This window comes from Streptomyces sp. NPDC002130, from assembly GCF_040296465.1.
In the GTDB taxonomy this organism is placed as follows: domain Bacteria; phylum Actinomycetota; class Actinomycetes; order Streptomycetales; family Streptomycetaceae; genus Streptomyces.
Map to the genome: position 1 here is coordinate 1 of NZ_JBEOXI010000155.1, position 20,418 is coordinate 20,418.

Sequence of the window (20,418 nt, forward strand, 5' to 3'; positions counted from 1 at the left end):
TAGGAACAGCAATATCGGCTCGACCTTGTCGAACCGGGCTCCGGCATCGTCGTCTAACAGTCCAGGCTCGACGCTCGGGCGAAGTCCCCGGCCACGTGGGCTCCAATTGCTCCGGCCAGAATGATCGCGGGATGCGCCGCGGCCAGATAGAGCCCAGACACGCCTGCGGCGAAGCCCAACAATGGGCGGGCACCACGCGGGATGGGACGGTCAGCGACTACCGCCTCGATCAGTTCGACGTGGTCACCGTCAACGAGCTGACTGCGGACTGCCTGCAGCATCGGCTCGGCCAGCTCGCGAGCATCTCCGGAGAACCCGACCGGAACATCTTCAGCCGCAATCAGTGTCGTGTCGTCCAATTGCCGGATCTCGAAATCCGGAGTGGAGAGTATTCCGTTCACCAATGGGTGGGGCGTCGAGAATCTGATGAGGCAACACGGGGAGGCGTCGACCTCGACGTCGATTCCCGCCGACGCCGCGAGTCCAGGGATCGCGGTACCTGCAGCGAGCACGGTGGTCGATCCGTAGACGGGACCGTCGGCAGTCACTACTCCGCACACTCTCGCGCCCTCCGTGAGCACCCCGAGTGGTTCACCTGGCCGGTCGCCGGAGGGCGTACGGGGGCCGGGCGAGGCAACGGGGTCCGGGCGCTCGTCCGAGGGTGCGTGGGCGGGAGGCCGGTCGGTCCGCTGCGGTGGGCGCGCCGTGGCCGGGAAGCTCACCGGCCCGGTGGGGCCGGGCGGTGGTGGCTCCCAGGGCGCGCGTTGCGGGGGCCTGCCGTTCGGGCGGGGCGTGTCCGGCATGTCGTCGGCCCCGGTCCGGGGTGCCGGGACCACCGACTCCGCTCCGTAGGGCCGGGCCGCCGACCGGTCGGGGGAGCCCGACCGGTCCGGGGAGCCGGTCCGTGCCTCCGGCCCGTCTCCCACCGCCCCCGACGCCGACGCGAACCGGTCGTCGAGGGAATCCCGCGCCGGTGTCGGGCCCGTGTCGTCGGTGGAGTCGTCGTACAACTCCCTCCACCAGTCGTCCTCGTGACCGGTGGGCCTTCCCCCCTGCTGGCTCATGCCCGTAATTGTCCACCGCACGAGCCGGATGAAAACGGGGCTTGTGGAAAAAACCGGCCCACCATGGGGCGGCGAACGGCACGTCGAGTGAGCCGTAGAACGGTCATGCGAAATACGGAGCCCTTCGCGGCGCGAGCGGCTGACCTGCGGGTCTGAGCCCTGGACACGCTTCTGACCTGCGCCTTCTCCGGTGTTCCGGCAGTCTGGTCAGATGGGAGTGTGGGACCTCCTGCTGGTCGGGCTGGTGATCCTGCTCGGGCTGTGCGGAGTGCTGCTGCCTGCCATGCCGGGATCGTTGCTGGTGTGGGCAGCGGTCATGTGGTGGGCGCTGAAGGATCCGCAGCCCGTCGCCTGGTGGGTGCTGGTCGGAGCCACGGTCCTGCTGCTCGTCTCCCAGGCCGTCCGCTGGGCACTGCCGCCCCGGCGGCTGCGTATGAACGGCACCACCCGCCGCATGCTGGCCTGTGCCGGGACCGGTTCCGTCCTGGGATTCGTCCTGATACCCGTCCTCGGCGCGATCCCCGGATTCCTGGGCGGTGTCTACCTCTTCGAACGGCTCCGCCTCGGCCGCCACACCGACGCGGTGGCCGCCCTGCGCACGGTCATGCGCGCGGGCGGCTCCGGCATCCTGACCGAACTGTTCACCTGCCAGCTGATCGCGGCCGCCTGGCTGGGCGCGGTCCTCTGGGGCTGAAGCCGGCAGCTCCCACGCCGCCCCCGCTGAGCCGGCAGCCCTCAGGAAGGCAGCACCCCCTCGTGGGTCAGCAACCGGATCTTGCGGTCCAGGCCGCCCGCGTACCCGGTCAGTGCGCCGTCCGCCCCGATCACCCGGTGGCACGGGCGGACCACCAGCAGCGGGTTCGCCCCGATCGCACCGCCGACCGCCCGCACGGCGGCCCGGGGCGCTCCGATGCGCGCGGCGATCTCGCCGTACGTGGCCGTCGAGCCGTAGGGGATGTCGTCCAGCGCGGCCCAGACCTTCTCGCGGAAGGCGGTGCCCTCGGTGCGCCAGGCCAGGCGGAACTCCTTCAGTTCCCCGGCGAAGTACGCGGCGAGCTGCTCCTCGGCCTCCCGGAAGGGCCCGGGGTCGCGCCGCCAGTCGTCCCGCACCTCGCGCCCGCCCTTCTGTCCGGGCACGGACAGGGAGGTCAGCTCGCCGGTCGGGGCGGCGGTGAGGAGCAGCGGCCCGAGGGGGCCGGGCACACTCGTCCAGTAGGTCGGGCCGGTCATCACAACTCCCACTCCCCTGCTGCGCGCAGGTGGTTCACGGCGTACGAGCGCCAGGGGCGCCAGCTGTCGGGCGCGTCGAGGCCGGGCGGGGCCACGTCCGGGTCGCCGAGGGCGCGGGTGCGGATCTCGGCGACAGTACGGGCGTCCAGACCGGGCACGGCCCGCAGGGCGTCCTGCGCGTCGTCCCGGTCGGCGCCCGGGTCCAGGCGTACGGCCTGGTCGGCGAGGGCGGCGGTGAGCGCGCCGAGGGTGCCGGCGGGCTCGGCCCCGGCCAGCACGGCCGGTTCAGGGAAGAGGTGGGTGAGGCCGCCGCAGGGGGCGTCGAGGGCCTTGCCGTAGCGGCGTACGAGCCGTTCCGCCTCCGTCCGGCCGGTCAGGGCGCGCACCGCGAGTTCCTCCGGGTCGGCGGTGCCCGGCGAGCGCAGCCCGGGCCGGGCGGCGACCAGGGGTGCGAGCCGGGGGTCGGCCGCGAGGCGCTCGTCGACGGCGTAGGGGTCGGCGTCGAGGTCGAACAGCCGTCGCAGCCGCTGGACGGCGGTGGTCAGGTCGCGCGGGTCGGTGAGGTGCAGCCGGGCGTCGAGCCAGCCGCCCGGGTGGGCGCCGAGCCCGGTCCGGGCGGTGCCGGGGCGTTCGTCGACGGCGACGATGCCGGTGCCGTACGGGAGGCGGAGGGTGCGCCGGTAGGTGCGGGTGCCGGGCAGGCCGCTCACCTCCTCGATGCCGGGTACGGCCTGGTGTTCCAGCAGGTCGAAGACGGGTCCGGCCCGGTAGGGGCCGCGGTGGGCGAGCCGCAGCGGGATGCCGGCGTTCGGGCTCGCCGTACGGTGGCCCCTGCCGTTGCGCGGCGCGGTGGCGCGCAGCTCGCTCGGCGTCGACGCGTACACCGCCCGGATCGTGTCGTTGAACTGCCGCACGCTGGCGAAGCCCGACGCGAACGCGATCTCGGTGATGGGCAGCTCGGTGGTCTGCACGAGGACGCGCGCGGTGTGGGCCCGCTGGGCCCGGGCGAGGGCGACCGGTCCGGCGCCGAGTTCGGCGGTGAGCTGCCGCTGCACCTGCCGTGCGCTGTAGCCGAGGCGTCCGGCGAGCCCGGCGACGCCCTCCCGGTCGACGACGCCGTCGGCGATCAGCCGCACGGCCCGGCCCACCACGTCCGCGCGGACGTTCCACTCGGCGGAGCCGGGCACGGCGTCCGGGCGGCACCGCCGGCAGGCCCGGAAGCCCGAGCCCTGCGCGGCGGCGGCCGTGGCGAAGAACCGTACGTTGGCCCGCTTCGGGGTGACCGCGGGGCAGCTCGGCCGGCAGTAGATGCCGGTCGTCTCGACGGCGAAGAAGAACACGCCGTCGAAACGGGCGTCCCGGCTGCGTACGGCCTCGTACCTGGTGTCCTCGTCCGTTTCCTGGTTCGTCACAGGTCCAGTCTCCCGCCCGCGACCGCACGACCGCTGGCGGAAATCGGACACCGCGGTGGGCAGGGCATCGGTGCGGGCGAGACCCTCACCCGCGCCGGGATCCGCGCGGCACGAACGAAACCCCCACCCGCGCCTGCGAGGCCCCGTGCGGCACGAAGCGAAACCCTCACCCACACCTGCGGGCCCGTGCGGCACAAGCGAAACCCTCATCCGCGCCTGCGAGGCCCCGTGCGGCACAAGCGAAAACCCTCACCCACACCTGCGGGCCCGTGCGGCACGAAGCGAGACCCTCATCCGCGCCAGTGCGAGCCCCGCTTCGCCTCCATCGCGGCGCGGCCCATCGCCCCCTTCCGCTTCCAGTCCTTGCGGATCTCGGCCCGGAGGCGGGCGTCGGTCTTGGCGACGATGCGCTGGTTCTCCCGCAGCAGCTTGCGGTAGCTCTCCAGCCGCCGCTGCGGCAGCTCGCCGCTGTCGATGGCGGCGAGCACGGCGCATCCCGGCTCCGCCTCGTGGGCGCAGTCGTGGAAGCGGCACCGCTCGGACAGTTCCTCGATCTCGGAGAACACCTGCCCGACGCCGGTCTCGGCGTCCCACAGGCCGACGCCGCGCAGCCCCGGCGTGTCGATCAGGACGCCCCCGCCGGGCAGCGGGAGCAGGTTGCGCGTGGTGGTGGTGTGGCGGCCCTTGCCGTCGACGTCGCGGATGGCCTGGACCTCCATGACGTCCTCGCCCAGCAGCGCGTTGGCGAGGGTCGACTTGCCCGCGCCGGACTGCCCGAGCAGCACGGACGTCTCGCCGCCGACGATCGCGGCAAGCACGTCGAGCCCTCCCCCAAGCTCTCGGCTGCGCTCGAGCAGGGAGGTGCCCCCCTCGCCGAGGGCACTGACCGGCACGACAGGCACGCCGGGCGCGGTCGTCTCCACGTCCTCGACGAGGTGCGCGAGGGTCACGGCGTCCGGCACGAGGTCGGCCTTGGTGAGGACGACGACGGGCTGGGCCCCGGACTCCCAGGAGAGCGCGAGGAAGCGCTCGATGCGCCCGAGGTCCAGTTCCAGCGCGAGGGACACGGCGACGACGGCGTGGTCGACGTTGGCCGCGAGGATCTGCCCCTCGGACCGCTGGGAGGAGGTGGAGCGGACGAAGGCGGTGCGGCGCGGCAGGTACGTGCGGACGTAGCGCGGGTTCCCGCCGGGTTCGACGGCGACCCAGTCGCCGGTGCACACCACCCGCAGGGGGTCGTGCGGGGTGACGAACGCGGTGTCGGCCCGCAGCATCCCGCCGGCGGTGACGACGTCGCACTGCCCTCGGTCGACCCGCACGACGCGGCCGGGCAGCAGGCCTTCGGCCTCGTACGGGGCGAACGCCTCGGCCCAGGCCTCGTCCCAGCCGTAGGGGGCGAGCGCGGAGGAAACGGATGAAGCAGAGGAGGAAGACAAGGGTGACCCTTCCGAGGTCGGCCCCCGGTCCGACAGTCGGTCGGATCAGCCGGCGGCCATGGAGGTGGACTTCATGAACTGGTTGCGGGCAGCGCTCATCGCAATGACAGCCATCGGTCGACACCTCCTCGTCGCTCGGTTCTTCCCTGCACGGAACCGCGGTGTGCGCGGAACCGACGTCACGTTATCCCGCCGTGGCGCGGGTGCGTCAACCGCTTTTCTCGCAGGCGTGGCCGTTCAGCTCGAAGTCGTACGGCGGGGAGTTCTTGCCGCGCCAGGAGGCCAGGAATCCGAAGGCCAGGTCGCCGCCCGCGGGGACCGACTTGTTGTAGTCGGCGGCCGAGGCGCTGACGCGGGAGCCGTCCTGGGAGACGGAGGCGTCCCACATCTGGCCGACCTGCTGGCCGTCCCGGAAGGACCAGGTGACACGCCAGGCGTCGAGGGGCCGGGTGCTGGTGACGGTGACGGTGGCCTGGAAGCCGTCGGGCCACTGGTTGACCAGGTCGTACTCGACCCTGCAGACGGGATCCTCGGTCTCGTCCGGTTCGGCCCGGTCGGTGGGCGAGGAGGTGCCCTGCGGTTCGGTGTGGCGGTTGTCGTCCTCGGTTTTTCGGGGCTTCTCCGGCTTCTTCGAGGTGGGGGTGTTCCGGTCGGCCGGTTTCGAGGTCGCGGGCGGCAGGGACGGTACGGACGGCAGGGGCGGAGCGCTGTCGGCCACCGGCTGTCGGTCGACGCCGGGTGCGCCGAGGTCGTCGCCGTCGCCGTCGCCGCCGAAGGGCATCAGGGAGACCCCGAGGGCGAGCACGGAGACCAGGACCGCGGCGACGAGGAGTCCGTTGCGGGCGACGCGCGCCTTCTGCTCGCCGTCCTCCGGTTCGCCCGCCCTGTCCGTCGAGCCGGGGCGGCCGGCCCCGAGCCGCACCTCGGCGGCGCGGCGGCGACGCTCCAGGTAGGCGAGGCCTCCCCAGCCGATCACCCCGCCGGCCAGCGCCCCGGGCAGGGCGCCGCCGTGCAGGCGCAGACAGGCGGCGGCCTCGGCGCACTGCACGCAGGTGGCGAGGTGCCGGGAGAGGTCGCCGGGGGCCTCGGCGGCGGAGGAGCGGGTGACGGCGTCCAGCAGCCGGGCGTAGCTGCGGCACCGGCCGTCCATGGGCGTGTCGAGGTGGTTGCGGTGGCAGCGGTCCCGGAACAGGGTGCGCACCTGCTGGAGTTCCTCGGCGACACCGGCCGGGTCGAGTCCCAGGCGGCGGGCGACCAGGGGCAGCGGCAGCGCCTCCACCTCGGCGAACCAGAGCAGTTCGGCGTCCGGCTGCTGCAGATCGCGCAGGGAGCGCAGCGCGAGCGGGCGCTGCAGGGGCGGGCCGGTGTAGCGGGCGGCCTTGTCCGAGTTGAGCCACAGGCGCAGGTCGGGGTCGAGTTTGTGACCCTGTCCTTCCTCCTCCCAGGCCGCGGCCGTGGTGCGAACGGAGGTCAGCAACAGGGGTATGCGGGGCAGCCGGGCCGGGCGGCGGGCGGTGCCGCGGACCTGGCCGGTCTCGGCGGCGCGGGCCTCTCGCACGCCGTGCGCGAACGCCTCGCGGCCGAGCTGTGCGGCGGCCGTGGAACCGGACGTGCACAGGTCCGCGTACGCGAGGACCGCGTCCCAGCACTCGGAGAACAGCGCGGCCTCGGTGGCGTCCTGAGGGGTCGGCAGGTCGGGCATGAGTCTCCTGCATCCACAAGCGAGGTCAACTCACCATGACGGCGTCGGAGTTGGGGGGACCCTCGCGGCGATGCAAGAGCTTTTCACGCCTCCCACACAACTGACAAGCGCCCTGTTCAGATATCAGGACAGGGCGGCCGCACCCCCATGGCTCCGGCCTCGGAGTGTCATACGGGTGCGGCCGCCCTGCGGCTCAACGTCGTGTCGCCCCAAGAGGCGATGTCATCGAAGCGTTATCAAACGGCGGTGGGTGCGTCGGCCGGGAGGCTGTCCATGAAGGAGCTGACCGAGAAGACCGCGTTGCCGGCGCCGGGCGGGCCGTAGCCGGGGGGCGAGGAGAGGCCGAAGTCCTCCATGGTCTGCCGGTAGGCCTGGAGCAGGCGGATGTGGTACTCCAGCGGCGCGCCCTGCGGGTTGGCCTTGCCGAGCGGCGTCGTGGGCTCCGGGCACCAGGTGGTGAAGCGGGGCGTGATGCCGTGCGACATGAAGAAGCGCAGGCCCTCGGTGGTGGAGTCGATGGCCTCGTCGACCGTCTTGAAGCCGAACGGCTCGGCCATCTCCACGCCCGCCACGAAGTTGGGGATGACGTTGCGCGCGCCGAAGATCTCGGCAGAGTCGAGGATCCGCTTGTGCCACTCGTCCCGGCCGACGTACCGCTCCTTGCCGGGGCAGTACATCTTGAACAGGTACTCGTCCCACACCTCGTAGTTGGGGTGGTAGATCTGCACCCCGTAGTCCTTGAAGCGCTGGACGTCGTCCTTGGGCAGCGCCTGGGCGACGACCTTGCCGATCCAGCGGCCGGGGAAGCGCTCCTCGATGGCCTTGGCGTAGTGGCCGTAGAAGTCGGCCTCGTCGCGGCCGGAGACCGTCTTGGTGATGGCGCCGCCGGTGAGGGTGTAGGCGGTGGAGGCCTTCGCCGTGTCGTAGCGGTCGATGATCTCCAGGGCCTCCAGCACCTCCTCGACGTCCTTGACGCCCGTGTAGGGCCGGCCCGCGGCCTTGTGCTGGCGCCAGTTGTGGTTGATGTCGCAGTACTGGCACTCCTCCTTGGCGCCGAAGTACTGGCAGACCCGGAAGACGGTCAGGTAGATCAGGTAGCCCCACTGGATGGTCGGGGCGACCTCCATCACCGACTTCCCGCTCGCGAGGGTGTGCCGGTAGTACTCGGGCATCGGCGGCACCCCGACGTCGGAGATGCGCTTGCCGTCGAGGTAGAGGCCGAGCACGCCGTCGTCGTTCGCGGCGACGCGGTACGGCGAGGACGGGTTCACGCGCACCGAGACGACGGTACGGCGCAGGTCGTAGGGGCCGCCGGTGAGGATGATCTCCTCGGGCGGCCGGCGCAGCGCGGCCTCGCCCAGTTCGGGCAGGGTCCCGTGGTCGAAGGAGAAGATGAAGTACGACTTCGGCTTGACCTCGCCGCCCTCGTTGTCGCTGAGCGCGGAGGGGTCGAAGGCGACGCCGCCGCGGAGCAGGTCCTCCTTGAATACGGCCTCCCGCGGTACGTGCGGGAACCGCTCCATCAGATCCTCGACCAGCGCGGTACGGCTGCCCATCCCGTCTCTCCTCCCGGTTCGGACGTACGACTCCTCACGGTATGCCCCCGGGTGCGCGGGGCCGGTACCCGGGTCCCCCCGAGCCGGGGGAATGCCCCGTTCATCACCCTCTGTCCTGGGGAGATCGTCAGGCTTCGCGCTCCAGCGCCGCCCAGTCGACCGCGTACGCCGGCTCCTCTCCGGCCAGCAGCCGTTCCGCCTCCTGCGCGACCGTCAGGCCGAGCCGGGCCAGCTCGTTGCCCTGGGAGCCGGCGAGATGGGGGGTGACGAAGGCACCGGGCAGGTCGTAGAGGGGCGAGTCGGCGGGGAGCGGCTCCGGGTCGGTGACGTCGAGGATCGCGGTCAGGCGCCCGGTGCGCAGTTCCGCCACGAGGGCGTCGTGGTCGACCAGCGCACCGCGCGCGGTGTTGATCAGCACCGCCCCGTCGGGCATCAGGGCCAGCTCAGGGCGGCCGATCATGTGGTGGGTCTCGGGCGTCTCGGGGGCGTGCACGGTGACGATGCCGGACGTGCGCAGCAGCTCGTCCAGGGGCAGCAGGGGGACGCCCAGTGCGGCGGCCCGGCGCTCGTCGACGTAGGGGTCGGTGAGGACCGGCCGCAGGTCGAAGGGGCGGAGCAGTTCGAGGACGCGGCGGCCGATGCGGGAGGCGCCGATGACGCCGACCCGGCGGCCGTAGTTGCCGATGCCGGGGATGACGCCCCAGCCCGCGGAGGTGCGGGCCGTGCGCATCCGGTCGCGGGCGGCGAGGACGTCCTTCCCGGCGAGCAGGATCATGGCGAGGGTGTACTCGGCGACCGGCAGCGCGTTGGCGACGGCCGCGGAGGAGACGGCGATGCCCCGCTCCCACAGGGCCGGGGTGGCGAAGGACTTCACGGAACCCGCCGAGTGCAGCACGGCCCGCAGCCGGGGAGCGGCGTCGAGCACCGTCTCGTCGATCCGGGGGCAGCCCCAGCCGGTCACCAGGACCTCGGTCCGGGCCAGCGCACCGAGGACGCGCGGGTCGGTTAAGTCCCGGGCCACGAGGTCCGGATCGATGTCCACGGACTTCCGCAGCCGTGCCAGCACCTCGGGAGGGAAGACCTGCGGCACGTTCTCGGCGTCCAGGGCGAACAGTGCCTGGGGGCGCTGACTCAAGGAGGTGACCTTCCGGTTCGGGGGCGCTGCCGACCGGTTCCCGTACCACGTATAGAAACCGCTCTCTACGGCGCCTACGGTAGGTCGAGCCGGGCGGTGGCGGCAATGGACACCGGGCCGGGTAGGTTCCGGCGGGGCGTACCTGTCCCCGCTGCCTCGGGGAAGGACGACGGATGAACGAGACCGTGACCAACTGGGCGGGCAACATCACCTACGCGGCCAAGGAACTGCACCGGCCCGCCTCGTCGACCGCGCTGCGAGCGCTCGTCTCGGACAGCGACCGGGTGCGGGTCCTGGGCAGCGGGCACTCGTTCAACGAGATCGCCGAACCCGGCCCCGAGGGAGTCCTGCTGTCACTTGCGGACCTGCCCCCTCAGGTGGAGGTCGACACGGCGGCCCGGACGGTCCGGGTCGGCGGCGGTGTGCGCTACGCGGAACTGGCCCGCCGGGTGCACGGGCAGGGACTCGCTCTGCACAACATGGCATCCCTGCCACACATCTCGGTGGCCGGGTCGGTCGCGACCGGCACGCACGGCTCGGGGGTGCTCAACGGCCCGCTCTCGGCCTCCGTGCGCGAGGTGGAGCTGGTCACGGCCGACGGCTCGGTGGTGACCGTCGGGCGGGACGAGGAGCGGTTCGGCGGGGCCGTCACCTCACTCGGCGCGCTCGGCGTCGTCACGGCGCTCACCCTGGACCTGGAGCCGGCCTACGAGGTCGAGCAGCGCGTGTTCACCGGGCTGCCCCTGGAGGGCCTGGACTCCGGGGTGTTCGAGACGGTGATGGCGACGGGGTACAGCGTCAGCCTGTTCACCGACTGGCGCGAGCCGGTCTTCGGACAGGTGTGGCTCAAGCGGCGTACGGACCAGCCGCTGCCCGCCTTCCCCTGGGCCGCTCCCGCCACGGAGAAGATGCACCCGGTGCCGGGCATGCCCGCGGTCAACTGCACCGAGCAGTTCGGTGTGCCGGGGCCGTGGCATCAGCGGCTTCCGCACTTCCGGGCGGAGTTCGTGCCGAGCAGCGGGGCGGAGCTGCAGTCGGAGTACCTGCTGCCGCGCGGGCACGCCGTGGAGATGCTGCACGCGCTCGACGCGATCCGGGAGCACGTCGCCCCCGTCCTGCAGACCTGCGAGGTGCGCACGGTCGCCGGCGACGACCAGTGGCTGAGCCCTTCGCACGGGCGGGACACCGTCGCGGCGCACTTCACCTGGATCGAGGACACGCGGGCGGTGCTGCCGGTGGTGCGGCGGGTGGAGGCGGCGCTGGCGCCCTTCGGGGCCCGCCCGCACTGGGGCAAGGTGTTCACCCTGCCCGCCTCCGCCCTGCGCGGGCTGTACCCGCGCCTCGGCGACTTCCGCGCGCTGACGCAGGAGCTGGACCCGCGGGGGAAGTTCGCCAACGCCTTCGTGCGGGATGTGCTCGCGCGGGCGTAGGCGGGGCGGGAGTGGCAGGGGCGGACGGCTCGGTGCCGGGGGCCGGTCAGGCCGTGGCGTGCGGCCGGGCGGACCGGTCAGGTCCGTGACGCCGGGGCGGCCCACCGTTCGGTGCGGTGACGGCGACGAACGACCCACCGGTCAGACCGCGGCGTGCGGGCGATTCCACGATCAGGCCGCGGTGTGGGGACGGCGCCCCGATCAGGTGGCGGCGCACAGGCGGCCCCGCGTCAGGCCACGGCGTGCGGCGGACCCGCGGTCAGGTCGTGGCATGCGGGCGGACCCGCGGTCACGTCGCGGCGTGCGGGCGGACCCGCGGTCAGGTCGTGGCATGCGGTCCCGTCGCGGCGTGCGGGCGGGCGCCGGGGGCTGAGGTCGTGGCGCGGTCGGCCTCGTCCTTGACGAGCAGGGACATCAGGGACGCCACGGTCAGCCCCGCCTCGGCCGGGTGGCGCAGCACCTTGCCGGGGTCGATCCGGTACGCGTTGGTGCGCCCCTCCCGCGTGTGGGAGAGGTACCCGTCCTGCTCCAGGTCGGCGATGATCTTCTGCACGGCTCGTTCGGTGAGCCGGCAGTGGGCCGCTATGTCCCGGATGCGGGCACTGTGGTTGTCGGCAATGGCAGCCAGCACGCGCGCATGGTTGGTGAGGAACGTCCATCCGGTGTGTGGCTCGGGCACTCCATCCATGCACCCAACTCTAGCGACAGAACATTCACGCACCCAGAAACACGTACTGCATTTCATGTATTGGTTGACGGGCATGGGGTAGAGGGGCAACGCTGGAAGCGGAGGCAAGGCGAACGGACGAGGGAGAACAGGGCCATGCCGGAGCCTGCGTACTCTGCGCGGTCTCATACCCGAGAAGACGCCGCATCCGCGGCGGACGACTGTGCACCGGCGGCGATCCCGCCCTGTATGGCGACCATGGACGTCGTTGCGGACGGCGACCGGATGACCGTGACGATGTGGGGTGAGCTGGACCTGGGCAGCCGGCGGCTGCTGCCCGAGCTGTACGACTTGCTCACCCTGTCGGGCGGCGGCATGGACCTGCATCTGGACGCCGTCGGGTTCTGCGACTGCTCCGGCCTCAACGCACTGCTGGACCTGCATGCCCGCGCCGTCGACCAGGGCAAGTCCGTCACCGTCCGGTCCTGCGGGGTCGCGGTCGGGCGCGTTCTCGACCTGACGGGCACGCGGGAGCTGCTGACGGACTCCGGCCGGACGGAGGACGCCGCGCCCCCGTCCCCGTCCGGCACGGCCCCGCCGGACGAGGACGGCCAGGACCTGCGCGCCGAAGTCGCCCAGTTGCGCCGCGCCATGCAGACCCGGCCCACCATCGACCTGGCCCGCGGCATCCTGATGGCCTCCTTCGGCCTGACCCCCGAGGCGGCCTGGAGTGTGCTGGTCAGGACCTCCCAGAACACCAACACCAAACTGCACGACCTGGCCCGGGAGCTGGTGGGCACCGTACGCGGCACGACACTGCCGGAGCAGGTGCAGCGGCAGCTGGCCGCCGCCGTCGCCGGCGCGAACCGCCCGGACGAGGTGCCGGCACACACCACGCGCGTTCCCGCCGAGGACCGGAACTGACCCGCCGGGGGGCCGGAGCACCCGAACTGAGGCATCATGGGCAGGCCATGGCCGGCCACCACCGGTCCTCACCGGGCGGGCACTTTATAAAGCCCCTTTCCAAACCCCTTGTCGAAAGTCCCGGCAGCCCATAGCCTTGCGCCGCGCCGGTGCCGACGTCGATCCGGCCCGGCCGGTCTGGGAAGGAATGGGGCACCCGGTGAAGCGCACATCACGTGACATCCGCACCGCGAACCGCTACGAGGTGCTGCGCCAGATCATCGCGGAGTCACCCACCTCCCGGCAGGAGCTGGCGGCGGCCACGGGGCTCAGCCTCGCGACGGTCGCCACCCTCGTCGGCGAGCTGCTCGACCTGCGCATGATCACCGAGGTCGGCTTCGAGGACTCGGCGGGCGGCCGCCCCCGGGGCCTGGTCGCGGTCAACGCCTCGGGCGGCGCGCTGATCGGCGTCGACATCGCCGAGACGTACGTCCATGTCGAGCTGTTCGACCTCGGGCTGAACGTGCTGGCCCGCGCCGAGGAGGACGTCCGGCCGGGCGAGAGTCTGCCCGAGCAGGTGGTCGGCCATGTGGCCACTGCCGTGGGCTCGGTCGTCATGCAGGCGGGCATCGAGGGCGCCCGGGTGCTGGGGGTCGGCGTGAGCGTGCCGGGGCAGGTGGACCGCGCGACCGGCGTCTCCGAGTACGCGCCCAACTGGGACTGGCACGACGTACCGCTCCTCGACCTGCTCACCGAGCACATCGCCTATCCGCTGTACCTGGACAACCCGCTGCGCGCCAGCGCGGTCGCCGAGCTGTGGTTCGGGGCCGCCCGCGGGCGCGGGAACGCCGTGGTGGTCAATCTGGGCACCGGCGTGGGCGCCGGTCTCGTCCTGGGCGGCGGACTGCACCGGGGCGTCAGCAACAGCGCCGGCGAGTGGGGCCACACCACGATGGTGCTGGACGGGCGCCTGTGCCGCTGCGGCAACCACGGCTGCGTGGAGACGTACGTGGGCGCGCGCGGCATCATGCTGAACCTGCGCGAACTCAGCCCCGACAGCGCACTGCTGCACGACGAGGACCAGACGGCGACCATCGACGCCCTGGCCCGCGGGGTGGCGGCGGACGACCCCGTGGCACGCCGGGTCGTCCAGGACACCGCCCGCTACCTGGGCGCCGGCGTCGCGGACCTGGTCAACCTGTTCAACCCCGAGATCGTCGTGCTGAGCAGCTGGGTGGCCCGCACCCTGGGCGAGCCGCTGCTGCACGAGGTGCGCGAGGCCGTGACCCGGCACGCGCTGCCACGGCCGCTGGCCGCCACCGAAGTCGTCCTCTCCCCGATCCCCACCGACCCGGTGTGCCTCGGCGCGGCGACGTTCGCGCTCGAAGGCGCGCTGCAGACCGTCGGGCAGAAGAACGGCAAACGCACCGCCCCCGTGAGGAGCCGTACCACCGCCCCACCCTCGTAACGGCGGAACCAACTCCTCCGCTCCCCCCGCGTGTTCGAAATCGCGAACCGGACACAACGCTTCGCACAGACTTCGTCCAACCCCTTGCCGAAGCCTTAGTCGAAGCTCTAGCGTCCCGCACCGCACCTCTCTTTGAGCCATCTGGCGCGAGCCTTCGGGCCGTGAGCCATCAGGCAGTGAGCCGCAGAGCCGCAGCCGCACTCGAGACAAGGACGTCAGCATGTCGGCATCGAGCAACATGAACTGGGACCGCCGGAACGTACTGCGGGCCGCGATGGGCCTGGCCGCCGCGGGCGGGCTGGCCGCGTGCGGCGGCAACAACGGCCGGGGCGGCGGCTCCGGTTCGGGCACCAACCTGACCCAGATGTTCCACGCGTACGGTGAGGCGGGCACCGAGCAGGCGATCAAGCGGTACGCGAAGGCGTACAAGGAAGCCAACGTGACCACGCAGTGGATCACCAGCGCCGACTTCGAGAGCAAGCTCTTCTCGGCCCTGCTCACCAAGAACGCGCCGGACCTCTTCGAGTTCCACCCGCAGATCCAGATGGTGAAGAGCGGCCAGGTGGCGGACCTGACCGACATCATCGACCCGGTCAAGGACGACTTCAACCCGGCCGACATCAAGTCGCACACGGTCGACGGCAAGATATACGGCGTCCGCATGATCGACGACCCGCAGTTCTTCTTCTACCGCAAGTCGATGCTGGAGAAGGCCAAGGTCGAGGTGCCGACCACGCTCGACGAGCTGATGGAGGCCGCCGCCAAGCTCACCACCGGCAAGGTCAAGGGCCTCTACATGGGCAACGACCTGCACTCGGTCATCAACCCGATGATCTGGTCGGCGGGCGCGGACACCCTCAACGAGAAGAACGAGATCGCCTACCACACCCCCGGTGTCATCGAGGGCATCAAGAAGATGCGCAAGCTGTTCACCAGCGGCGACCTTCTCCTCGGCGCTCCGACCGAGTCCTGGGACCCGTCCTCGTTCAACCAGGGCCTGTGTGCCATCCAGTTCTGCGGCATGTGGGCGATGCCGGCCATCCAGGACGCGCTCGGCGACGACTGGGGCGTCTTCCCCTTCCCGAAGACGGTCGACTCCGGCAAGCAGTCCGTCTACAACGGCGGCTGGTCGATGTTCGTCAACGCCAAGAGCAAGAACGTCGACGCGGCCAAGGAGTTCGTGAAGTGGCTGTGGATCGACCAGAAGCAGTACCAGGAGGACTGGGCCACCTCCTACGGCTTCCACATCCCGCCGCGCACCTCGCTCGCCAAGACGGCCGACAAGCTCAAGTCGGGCAACGCCGCTGAGGGCGTCAGGCTCTTCAACGAGTTCGGCCACTTCGACAACATCGGCTGGACCCAGGCGATGATCACCGCCCTGGAGGACGTCTTCGCCAACTCCGTCCGCAAGGACATGGACCCGGAGAAGGCCCTCGACAAGGCCGACACAGCCGTCAACCGCGAGCTCAAGAAGCTGTTCGGATAGACCGCGGGACGGACCACGACATGTCGACGACCACCAAGCCCGCCCTCGCGGGCTCCGCCCCGGCCAAGGCCTCACCGGCCAAGCCGCGGCGGGGCCTGCGGGGCAGCCCCACCTACGCCTTCTGGCTCTTCACCGGGCCGTTCCTGATCGGCCTGGCGATCTTCGTCTACGCGCCGATCCTCTGGAGCCTCTGGCTGAGCTTCTTCGAGGCCCGCTTCACCGTCACGCCGGACAAGTTCGTCGGCTTCGACAACTACGTGTACATGCTGACGAACGACGACTTCGTCGGCTCGCTCGGCACCTTCACCGTCTTCGCCGCGTTCATCGTGCCCACCACCTGGGCGCTGTCGCTGGGTCTGGCCCTGCTGGTGAACCGGATGCGCTTCATGCGGGCGTTCTTCCGCTCGGTCTTCTTCCTGCCGACCGCGGTCAGCTATGTCGCCGCGGCGCTCATCTGGAAGATGTCCATCTTCAGCGGGGTCCGCTTCGGTTTGATGAACACGGTCCTGGGCTGGTTCGGGGTCGAGAACATCGCCTGGCTGATCGACCCCAACCCGCCGTGGTACTGGCTGGTCATCGTGACCGCCCGGCTGTGGCTGCAGTCCGGCTTCTACATGATCCTGTTCATCGCGGCCCTGCAGAACATCCCGGACGAGCTCTACGAGGCCGCCGCCATCGACGGTGCCAAGTCGGGCTGGCAGACCTTCCGGTACATCACCCTGCCCCAGCTGCGCGCCACGTCCACCGCGGTGATCCTGCTGCTGCTGATCGCCGCCTACCAGGCCTTCGACGAGTTCTTCAACCTGCTGTCCAAGACCACCTGGGGACGCCCGCCCCTCGTCGAGCTGTACTACAAGGCCCTGGGCGAGAGCCAGGACTACGGCGCCGGCAGCGCGGGGGCACTCATCCTGACCGTGCTGATCTGTGCCGTGACCCTGCTCCAGGGCAAGATCATGGGCTTCGGAAGGGGTGACGAGTCCAAGTGACCACCACCATGACCAAGGTGCGCAAATCCGCGCCGGCGCCCGACGCGCCCAGCCGGGTCAGGCGCAGTGGCGGCGTGATGAGCTCCACCGGGCTCTACATCGCCACGGGCGTCGCCGCCTTCCTGTTCCTGGTCCCGTTCTACATCCTCGTGCGCAACGCCCTGTCCACCGACGCCGAGATCACCGGAGAGAACTGGAAGTTCTTCCCCACGGACATCCAGTGGGGGAACATCAAGGAGCTCTTCACCGACGAGACGGTCCCCTTCGCCCAGTCCCTGTGGAATTCGGCGGTCGTGGCCACGCTGCACACCGTCGGCGTCCTGCTGGTGTGCTCCCTCGCCGGCTACGGTCTGGCCCGCATCCCGTACAAGCACGCCAACAAGGTCTTCTACGCCGTGCTGGGGACCCTGATGGTCCCGACCGCGGTCACCTTCGTCCCGAGCTTCGTGCTGGTCTCCTCGCTCGGCTGGGTCGACACCTATCGGGGCCTGATCATTCCCGGGCTGTTCAGTGGTTTCACCTGCTTCCTGTTCCGGCAGTACTTCCTGGGGTTCCCCAAGGAGCTGGAGGAGGCGGCACGCATGGACGGGTTGGGCTACTTCGGCGCATACTGGCGCGTCGTGGTGCCGAACTCGCTGAACTTCTTCGCGGCGATGGCCACCATCACCTTCATCAACGGCTGGAACGCCTTCCTGTGGCCTCTGGTCATCGGCCAGGACCCCGGTTCCTGGACGGTGCAGGTCGCGCTGTCCAGTTACATGACCAACCAGACCGTCGTCTTCCACCTGATCTTCATGGCCACGGCCGTATCCATCCTGCCCCTGGTCTTCGTCTTCCTCTTCCTCCAGCGCTGGCTGGTGCAGGGGATCGCACAGACCGGCATCAAGGGCTGAGCTAGGAGACCGATGTCTTACCGCACGACCCCATCCGTCGACTACGTCGAGGACGTCTCCCCGGGCAGCGGGGCCCTGCCGCCCCGCGCCTGGTACGCGTCCTCGGACGCGCGGTCCCTGTCGCTGAACGGCAACTGGCGCCTGCGGGTGTCGGCCACCGCCGACGCCGAGGACGACTCGTTCGCCGAAGAGGGCTACGACGCCGGGAACTGGGCCGAGGTCACGGTCCCCGGGCACTGGGTTCTCCAGGGCGACGGGGCGTTCGGCTCCCCGATCTACACCAATCACCTCTACCCCTTCCCGGTGGACCCGCCGTACGTCCCGACGGAGAACCCGACCGGTGACCACCTGCGCGCCTTCGACCTGCCGTCCGACTGGCCGTCGGACGGCGGGGCGGTGCTGCGCTTCGACGGTGTCGAGTCGTGCGCCCGCGTCTGGCTGAACGGCACGGAGCTCGGCGAGTTCAAGGGCTCCCGGCTGGCGCACGAGTTCACGGTCGGTGAGCTGCTCAAGCCCGGCCGCAACGTGCTCGCCGTGCGCGTGCACCAGTGGTCGGCGGGGTCGTACCTGGAGGACCAGGACCAGTGGTGGCTGCCGGGCATCTTCCGTGACGTGACACTGCTGCACCGCCCGGCGGGCAGCGCGGGCGACTTCTTCGTGCACGCCTCCTACGACCACACCACCGGCGAGGGCACCCTGCGCGTCGACTGCGACGTCGACGGGCGGGTGACCGTCCCGGCCCTGGACATCGATGTCGCGACCGGGGAGTCGATCACGGTCGCCGTCGAGCCGTGGACGGCCGAGACACCGCGGCTGTACGACGGTGTGCTGGCCACGGACGGGGAGCGGGTGCCGCTGCGGATCGGTTTCCGTACCGTCGTCCTCGAGGACGGGCTCGTCAAGGTCAACGGCAGGGCGATCCTGTTCCGGGGCGTCAACCGGCACGAGTGGCACCCCCGGCAGGGCCGCGCACTCGACCTGGAGACCATGCGCGAGGACGTGCTGCTGATGAAGCGGCACAACCTCAACGCCGTGCGCACCTCGCACTACCCGCCGCACCCGGCCTTCCTGGACCTGTGCGACGAGTACGGCCTGTGGGTCATCGACGAGTGCGACCTGGAGACCCACGGCTTCGTCGAGCAGGACTGGCGGGACAACCCGGTCGACGACGAGCGCTGGACCCCGGCCCTGCTGGACCGCGCCGCGCGCATGGTCGAGCGGGACAAGAACCACCCGTCGATCGTGTTCTGGTCGCTGGGCAACGAGGCCGGCACCGGCCGCGGGCTCACCGCCATGGCCGAGTGGATCCACGGCCGCGACCCCGAGCGGCTGGTGCACTACGAGGGCGACTGGAACTGCCGTGACACGGACGTCTACTCGCGGATGTACGCCTCCCACGAGGAGGTCGCCAGGATCGGGCAGCAGCTCGACGGCGGTACGCACAAGCGCCGCGAACTGCCGTTCATCCAGTGCGAGTACGGCCACGCCATGGGCAACGGCCCCGGCGGACTGGCCGACTACCAGGAGCTGTTCGAGAGGCACGAGCGGCTCCAGGGCGGATTCATCTGGGAGTGGATCGACCACGGCGTCGAGCACCCCGAGCTGGGCTACGCCTACGGCGGTGACTTCGGCGAGGAGCTGCACGACGGCAACTTCGTGTGCGACGGGCTGGTCTTCCCGGACCGGACACCGTCGCCGGGCCTGATCGAGTACAAGAAGGTCATCGAGCCGGTCCTGATCGAGGGCGACGGCACCAACGGCACCGTACGGGTCACGAACAAGCACGACTTCGCCGACCTGTCGGCGCTGGCCTTCGAGTGGTCGTGCCAGGTGGACGGCGAGACCGTCGAGTCGGGTTCGCTCGCGGTGCCGACGCTCGCCGCGGGCGAGAGCGCCGAGGTCAAGCTGCCGGAGCCGCCCGCGGACGGCCGGGGCGGCGAGCGGCAGTGGACGGTGCGGGCCCTGCTCGCGGACGACACGTCCTGGGCCGCGAAGGGGCACGTGGTGGCCTGGGGCCAGTTCGCCGTGGGGGCGCGGCCGCTGCCGTCGTTCCCCGCGACCGACCGGCCCGTGCGGGACGGCGAGCGGATCACGCTCGGCCCGGCCGGGTTCGACGCCCGCACCGGTGCGCTGCTGTCGATCGGCGGGGTGGAGGTCGGCGCCGCACCGCGGCTGGACGTGTGGCGGGCCACGACCGACAACGACGACGGCGCCGAGTGGCAGACCGACACCCGCTACGGGATGCTGTGGCGCACGCTCGGCCTGCACCGGATGCGGCACCGTCTGGTCTCGGTCGAGGCGGGCGACGACGCGCTGACGGTGCGGACCCGGGTGGCGCCCGCCGCCCGCGAGGTGGGTCTGGACACGGTGTACCGCTGGACGTCCGACGGCGAGCGGCTGCGGCTGAGCGTGTCCGTGACGCCGGAGGGCGACTGGACGGTTCCGCTGCCCCGGCTCGGCGTGCGCTTCGGACTGCCGGAGGCGGACCGGGTGGAGTGGTTCGGCGGCGGCCCCGGCGAGGCCTACCCGGACACCAGGACGGCGTCCATGGTGGGCCGCTGGCAGTCCACGGTGGACGGGCTGCAGACGCCGTACGTCCGTCCGCAGGAGAACGGCGCCCGTGCCGATGTGCGCTGGGTGGAGCTCGGCGGCCTCAGGATCGAGGGGGACCCGGAGTTCTGGTTCACCGCGCGGCGCTGGACGACCGAGCAGCTCGATGCGGCCCGGCACCGCACCGACCTCACGGCCGGGGACACGGTGTGGGTCAACCTCGACCACGGGCTGCACGGCATCGGCTCGCAGTCCTGCGGTCCGGGTCCGCTGCCGCAGTACTTCCTGAAGGCGGAGCCGGTGGAGTTCTCGTTCGTGTTCTCGACCACCAGGTAAGAAACTGATTAATCGATTGACCGATTGATCGACATTCCGAGAGTGTCGGGATGTCATCCGCGGCCGGTCGGCCCTCGTGCCGGACCCCCCCACCGGCGGTAAAACCAACCGACCCGTCGGGGGGCTTGGTAGGACCCCAACACCTCCCCGGCGGTGGACCGCGC

General features: G+C 71.2%; 16 protein-coding genes. 8 read left to right on the top strand and 8 right to left on the bottom strand.

Annotated features, from left to right (window positions below; genetic code table 11):
• Nucleotides 1-53: 53 nt before the first annotated feature.
• Entirely contained in the window at nucleotides 54-548 is a 495-nt protein-coding gene (locus tag ABT116_RS26525; RefSeq protein WP_351638586.1) for an FAD-binding oxidoreductase/lyase, read from the bottom strand.
• Nucleotides 549-1,275: 727 nt separating this feature from the next.
• Here ABT116_RS26525 and ABT116_RS26530 point away from each other — a divergent pair.
• Complete coding sequence (locus ABT116_RS26530) at nucleotides 1,276-1,758, top strand: DUF456 domain-containing protein (RefSeq protein WP_351638589.1); 483 nt, start codon at nucleotides 1,276-1,278, stop codon at nucleotides 1,756-1,758.
• A gap of 41 nt (nucleotides 1,759-1,799) precedes the next feature.
• Here the strand turns inward: ABT116_RS26530 and ABT116_RS26535 are convergent, their stop codons facing one another.
• The 6 genes from ABT116_RS26535 to ABT116_RS26560 form a co-directional block, all read right to left on the bottom strand.
• Entirely contained in the window at nucleotides 1,800-2,294 is a 495-nt protein-coding gene (locus ABT116_RS26535; RefSeq protein WP_351638591.1) for a methylated-DNA--[protein]-cysteine S-methyltransferase, read from the bottom strand.
• Nucleotides 2,294-3,706: a DNA-3-methyladenine glycosylase 2 family protein gene (locus ABT116_RS26540; RefSeq protein WP_351638594.1), complete on the bottom strand. Its 1,413-nt coding sequence runs from the start codon at nucleotides 3,704-3,706 to the stop codon at nucleotides 2,294-2,296. The genes ABT116_RS26535 and ABT116_RS26540 overlap by 1 nt, the downstream gene beginning before the upstream one ends.
• A 290-nt stretch (nucleotides 3,707-3,996) precedes the next feature.
• Nucleotides 3,997-5,142 carry a ribosome small subunit-dependent GTPase A gene (gene rsgA / locus ABT116_RS26545; protein WP_351638597.1) on the bottom strand — a complete coding sequence of 382 codons (1,146 nt, stop codon included), beginning with the start codon at nucleotides 5,140-5,142 and terminating at the stop codon, nucleotides 3,997-3,999.
• Between the two features lie 208 nt (nucleotides 5,143-5,350).
• Complete coding sequence (locus ABT116_RS26550) at nucleotides 5,351-6,844, bottom strand: cellulose binding domain-containing protein (protein ID WP_351638599.1); 1,494 nt, start codon at nucleotides 6,842-6,844, stop codon at nucleotides 5,351-5,353.
• Nucleotides 6,845-7,080: 236 nt separating this feature from the next.
• Nucleotides 7,081-8,400: a radical SAM protein gene (locus tag ABT116_RS26555; protein ID WP_351638602.1), complete on the bottom strand. Its 1,320-nt coding sequence runs from the start codon at nucleotides 8,398-8,400 to the stop codon at nucleotides 7,081-7,083.
• A gap of 127 nt (nucleotides 8,401-8,527) precedes the next feature.
• Nucleotides 8,528-9,535, bottom strand: a complete 1,008-nt coding sequence (locus ABT116_RS26560; RefSeq protein WP_351638605.1) for a hydroxyacid dehydrogenase — start codon at nucleotides 9,533-9,535, stop codon at nucleotides 8,528-8,530.
• Between the two features lie 173 nt (nucleotides 9,536-9,708).
• Here ABT116_RS26560 and ABT116_RS26565 point away from each other — a divergent pair, with 173 nt between their 5' ends.
• Entirely contained in the window at nucleotides 9,709-10,965 is a 1,257-nt protein-coding gene (locus ABT116_RS26565; protein ID WP_351638608.1) for a D-arabinono-1,4-lactone oxidase, read from the top strand.
• A 319-nt stretch (nucleotides 10,966-11,284) separates the two neighbouring features.
• Here ABT116_RS26565 and ABT116_RS26570 read toward each other — a convergent pair whose 3' ends face one another.
• Nucleotides 11,285-11,653, bottom strand: a complete 369-nt coding sequence (locus ABT116_RS26570) for a helix-turn-helix transcriptional regulator (RefSeq protein WP_351638611.1) — start codon at nucleotides 11,651-11,653, stop codon at nucleotides 11,285-11,287.
• 228 nt (nucleotides 11,654-11,881) lie between these two features.
• On the opposite strand from ABT116_RS26570, the gene ABT116_RS26575 reads away from it, so the two are divergent.
• The 6 genes from ABT116_RS26575 (at nucleotide 11,882) to ABT116_RS26600 (ending at nucleotide 20,254) form a co-directional block, all read left to right on the top strand.
• A complete protein-coding gene (locus ABT116_RS26575; protein ID WP_351638613.1) occupies nucleotides 11,882-12,556 on the top strand; it encodes an ANTAR domain-containing protein in 675 nt (224 codons plus the stop codon).
• A 187-nt stretch (nucleotides 12,557-12,743) separates the two neighbouring features.
• A complete protein-coding gene (locus ABT116_RS26580; protein ID WP_502983945.1) occupies nucleotides 12,744-14,003 on the top strand; it encodes an ROK family transcriptional regulator in 1,260 nt (419 codons plus the stop codon).
• Between the two features lie 220 nt (nucleotides 14,004-14,223).
• Nucleotides 14,224-15,489 carry an ABC transporter substrate-binding protein gene (locus tag ABT116_RS26585; protein WP_351638620.1) on the top strand — a complete coding sequence of 422 codons (1,266 nt, stop codon included), beginning with the start codon at nucleotides 14,224-14,226 and terminating at the stop codon, nucleotides 15,487-15,489.
• A 20-nt stretch (nucleotides 15,490-15,509) separates the two neighbouring features.
• Complete coding sequence (locus ABT116_RS26590) at nucleotides 15,510-16,475, top strand: carbohydrate ABC transporter permease (protein ID WP_351638623.1); 966 nt, start codon at nucleotides 15,510-15,512, stop codon at nucleotides 16,473-16,475.
• An 8-nt stretch (nucleotides 16,476-16,483) separates the two neighbouring features.
• The gene (locus ABT116_RS26595; protein WP_351638628.1) at nucleotides 16,484-17,368 is read left to right on the top strand and encodes a carbohydrate ABC transporter permease; all 885 of its coding nucleotides are present in this window, start codon (nucleotides 16,484-16,486) and stop codon (nucleotides 17,366-17,368) included.
• A 12-nt stretch (nucleotides 17,369-17,380) separates the two neighbouring features.
• A complete protein-coding gene (locus ABT116_RS26600) occupies nucleotides 17,381-20,254 on the top strand; it encodes a glycoside hydrolase family 2 TIM barrel-domain containing protein (RefSeq protein ID WP_351638625.1) in 2,874 nt (957 codons plus the stop codon).
• Nucleotides 20,255-20,418 lie beyond the last annotated feature (164 nt).

Coding starts and splice junctions, on each gene's coding strand:
- ABT116_RS26585 (WP_351638620.1), top strand. CDS start 14,224: ATGTCGGCATCGAGCAACATGAACTGGGACCGCCGGAACGTACTGCGG.
- ABT116_RS26535 (WP_351638591.1), bottom strand. CDS start 2,294: ATGACCGGCCCGACCTACTGGACGAGTGTGCCCGGCCCCCTCGGGCCG.
- ABT116_RS26595 (WP_351638628.1), top strand. CDS start 16,484: ATGACCAAGGTGCGCAAATCCGCGCCGGCGCCCGACGCGCCCAGCCGG.
- ABT116_RS26530 (WP_351638589.1), top strand. CDS start 1,276: ATGGGAGTGTGGGACCTCCTGCTGGTCGGGCTGGTGATCCTGCTCGGG.
- ABT116_RS26565 (WP_351638608.1), top strand. CDS start 9,709: ATGAACGAGACCGTGACCAACTGGGCGGGCAACATCACCTACGCGGCC.
- ABT116_RS26555 (WP_351638602.1), bottom strand. CDS start 8,400: ATGGGCAGCCGTACCGCGCTGGTCGAGGATCTGATGGAGCGGTTCCCG.
- ABT116_RS26600 (WP_351638625.1), top strand. CDS start 17,381: ATGTCTTACCGCACGACCCCATCCGTCGACTACGTCGAGGACGTCTCC.
- ABT116_RS26550 (WP_351638599.1), bottom strand. CDS start 6,844: ATGCCCGACCTGCCGACCCCTCAGGACGCCACCGAGGCCGCGCTGTTC.
- ABT116_RS26570 (WP_351638611.1), bottom strand. CDS start 11,653: ATGGATGGAGTGCCCGAGCCACACACCGGATGGACGTTCCTCACCAAC.
- ABT116_RS26575 (WP_351638613.1), top strand. CDS start 11,882: ATGGCGACCATGGACGTCGTTGCGGACGGCGACCGGATGACCGTGACG.
- ABT116_RS26580 (WP_502983945.1), top strand. CDS start 12,744: ATGGGGCACCCGGTGAAGCGCACATCACGTGACATCCGCACCGCGAAC.
- ABT116_RS26590 (WP_351638623.1), top strand. CDS start 15,510: ATGTCGACGACCACCAAGCCCGCCCTCGCGGGCTCCGCCCCGGCCAAG.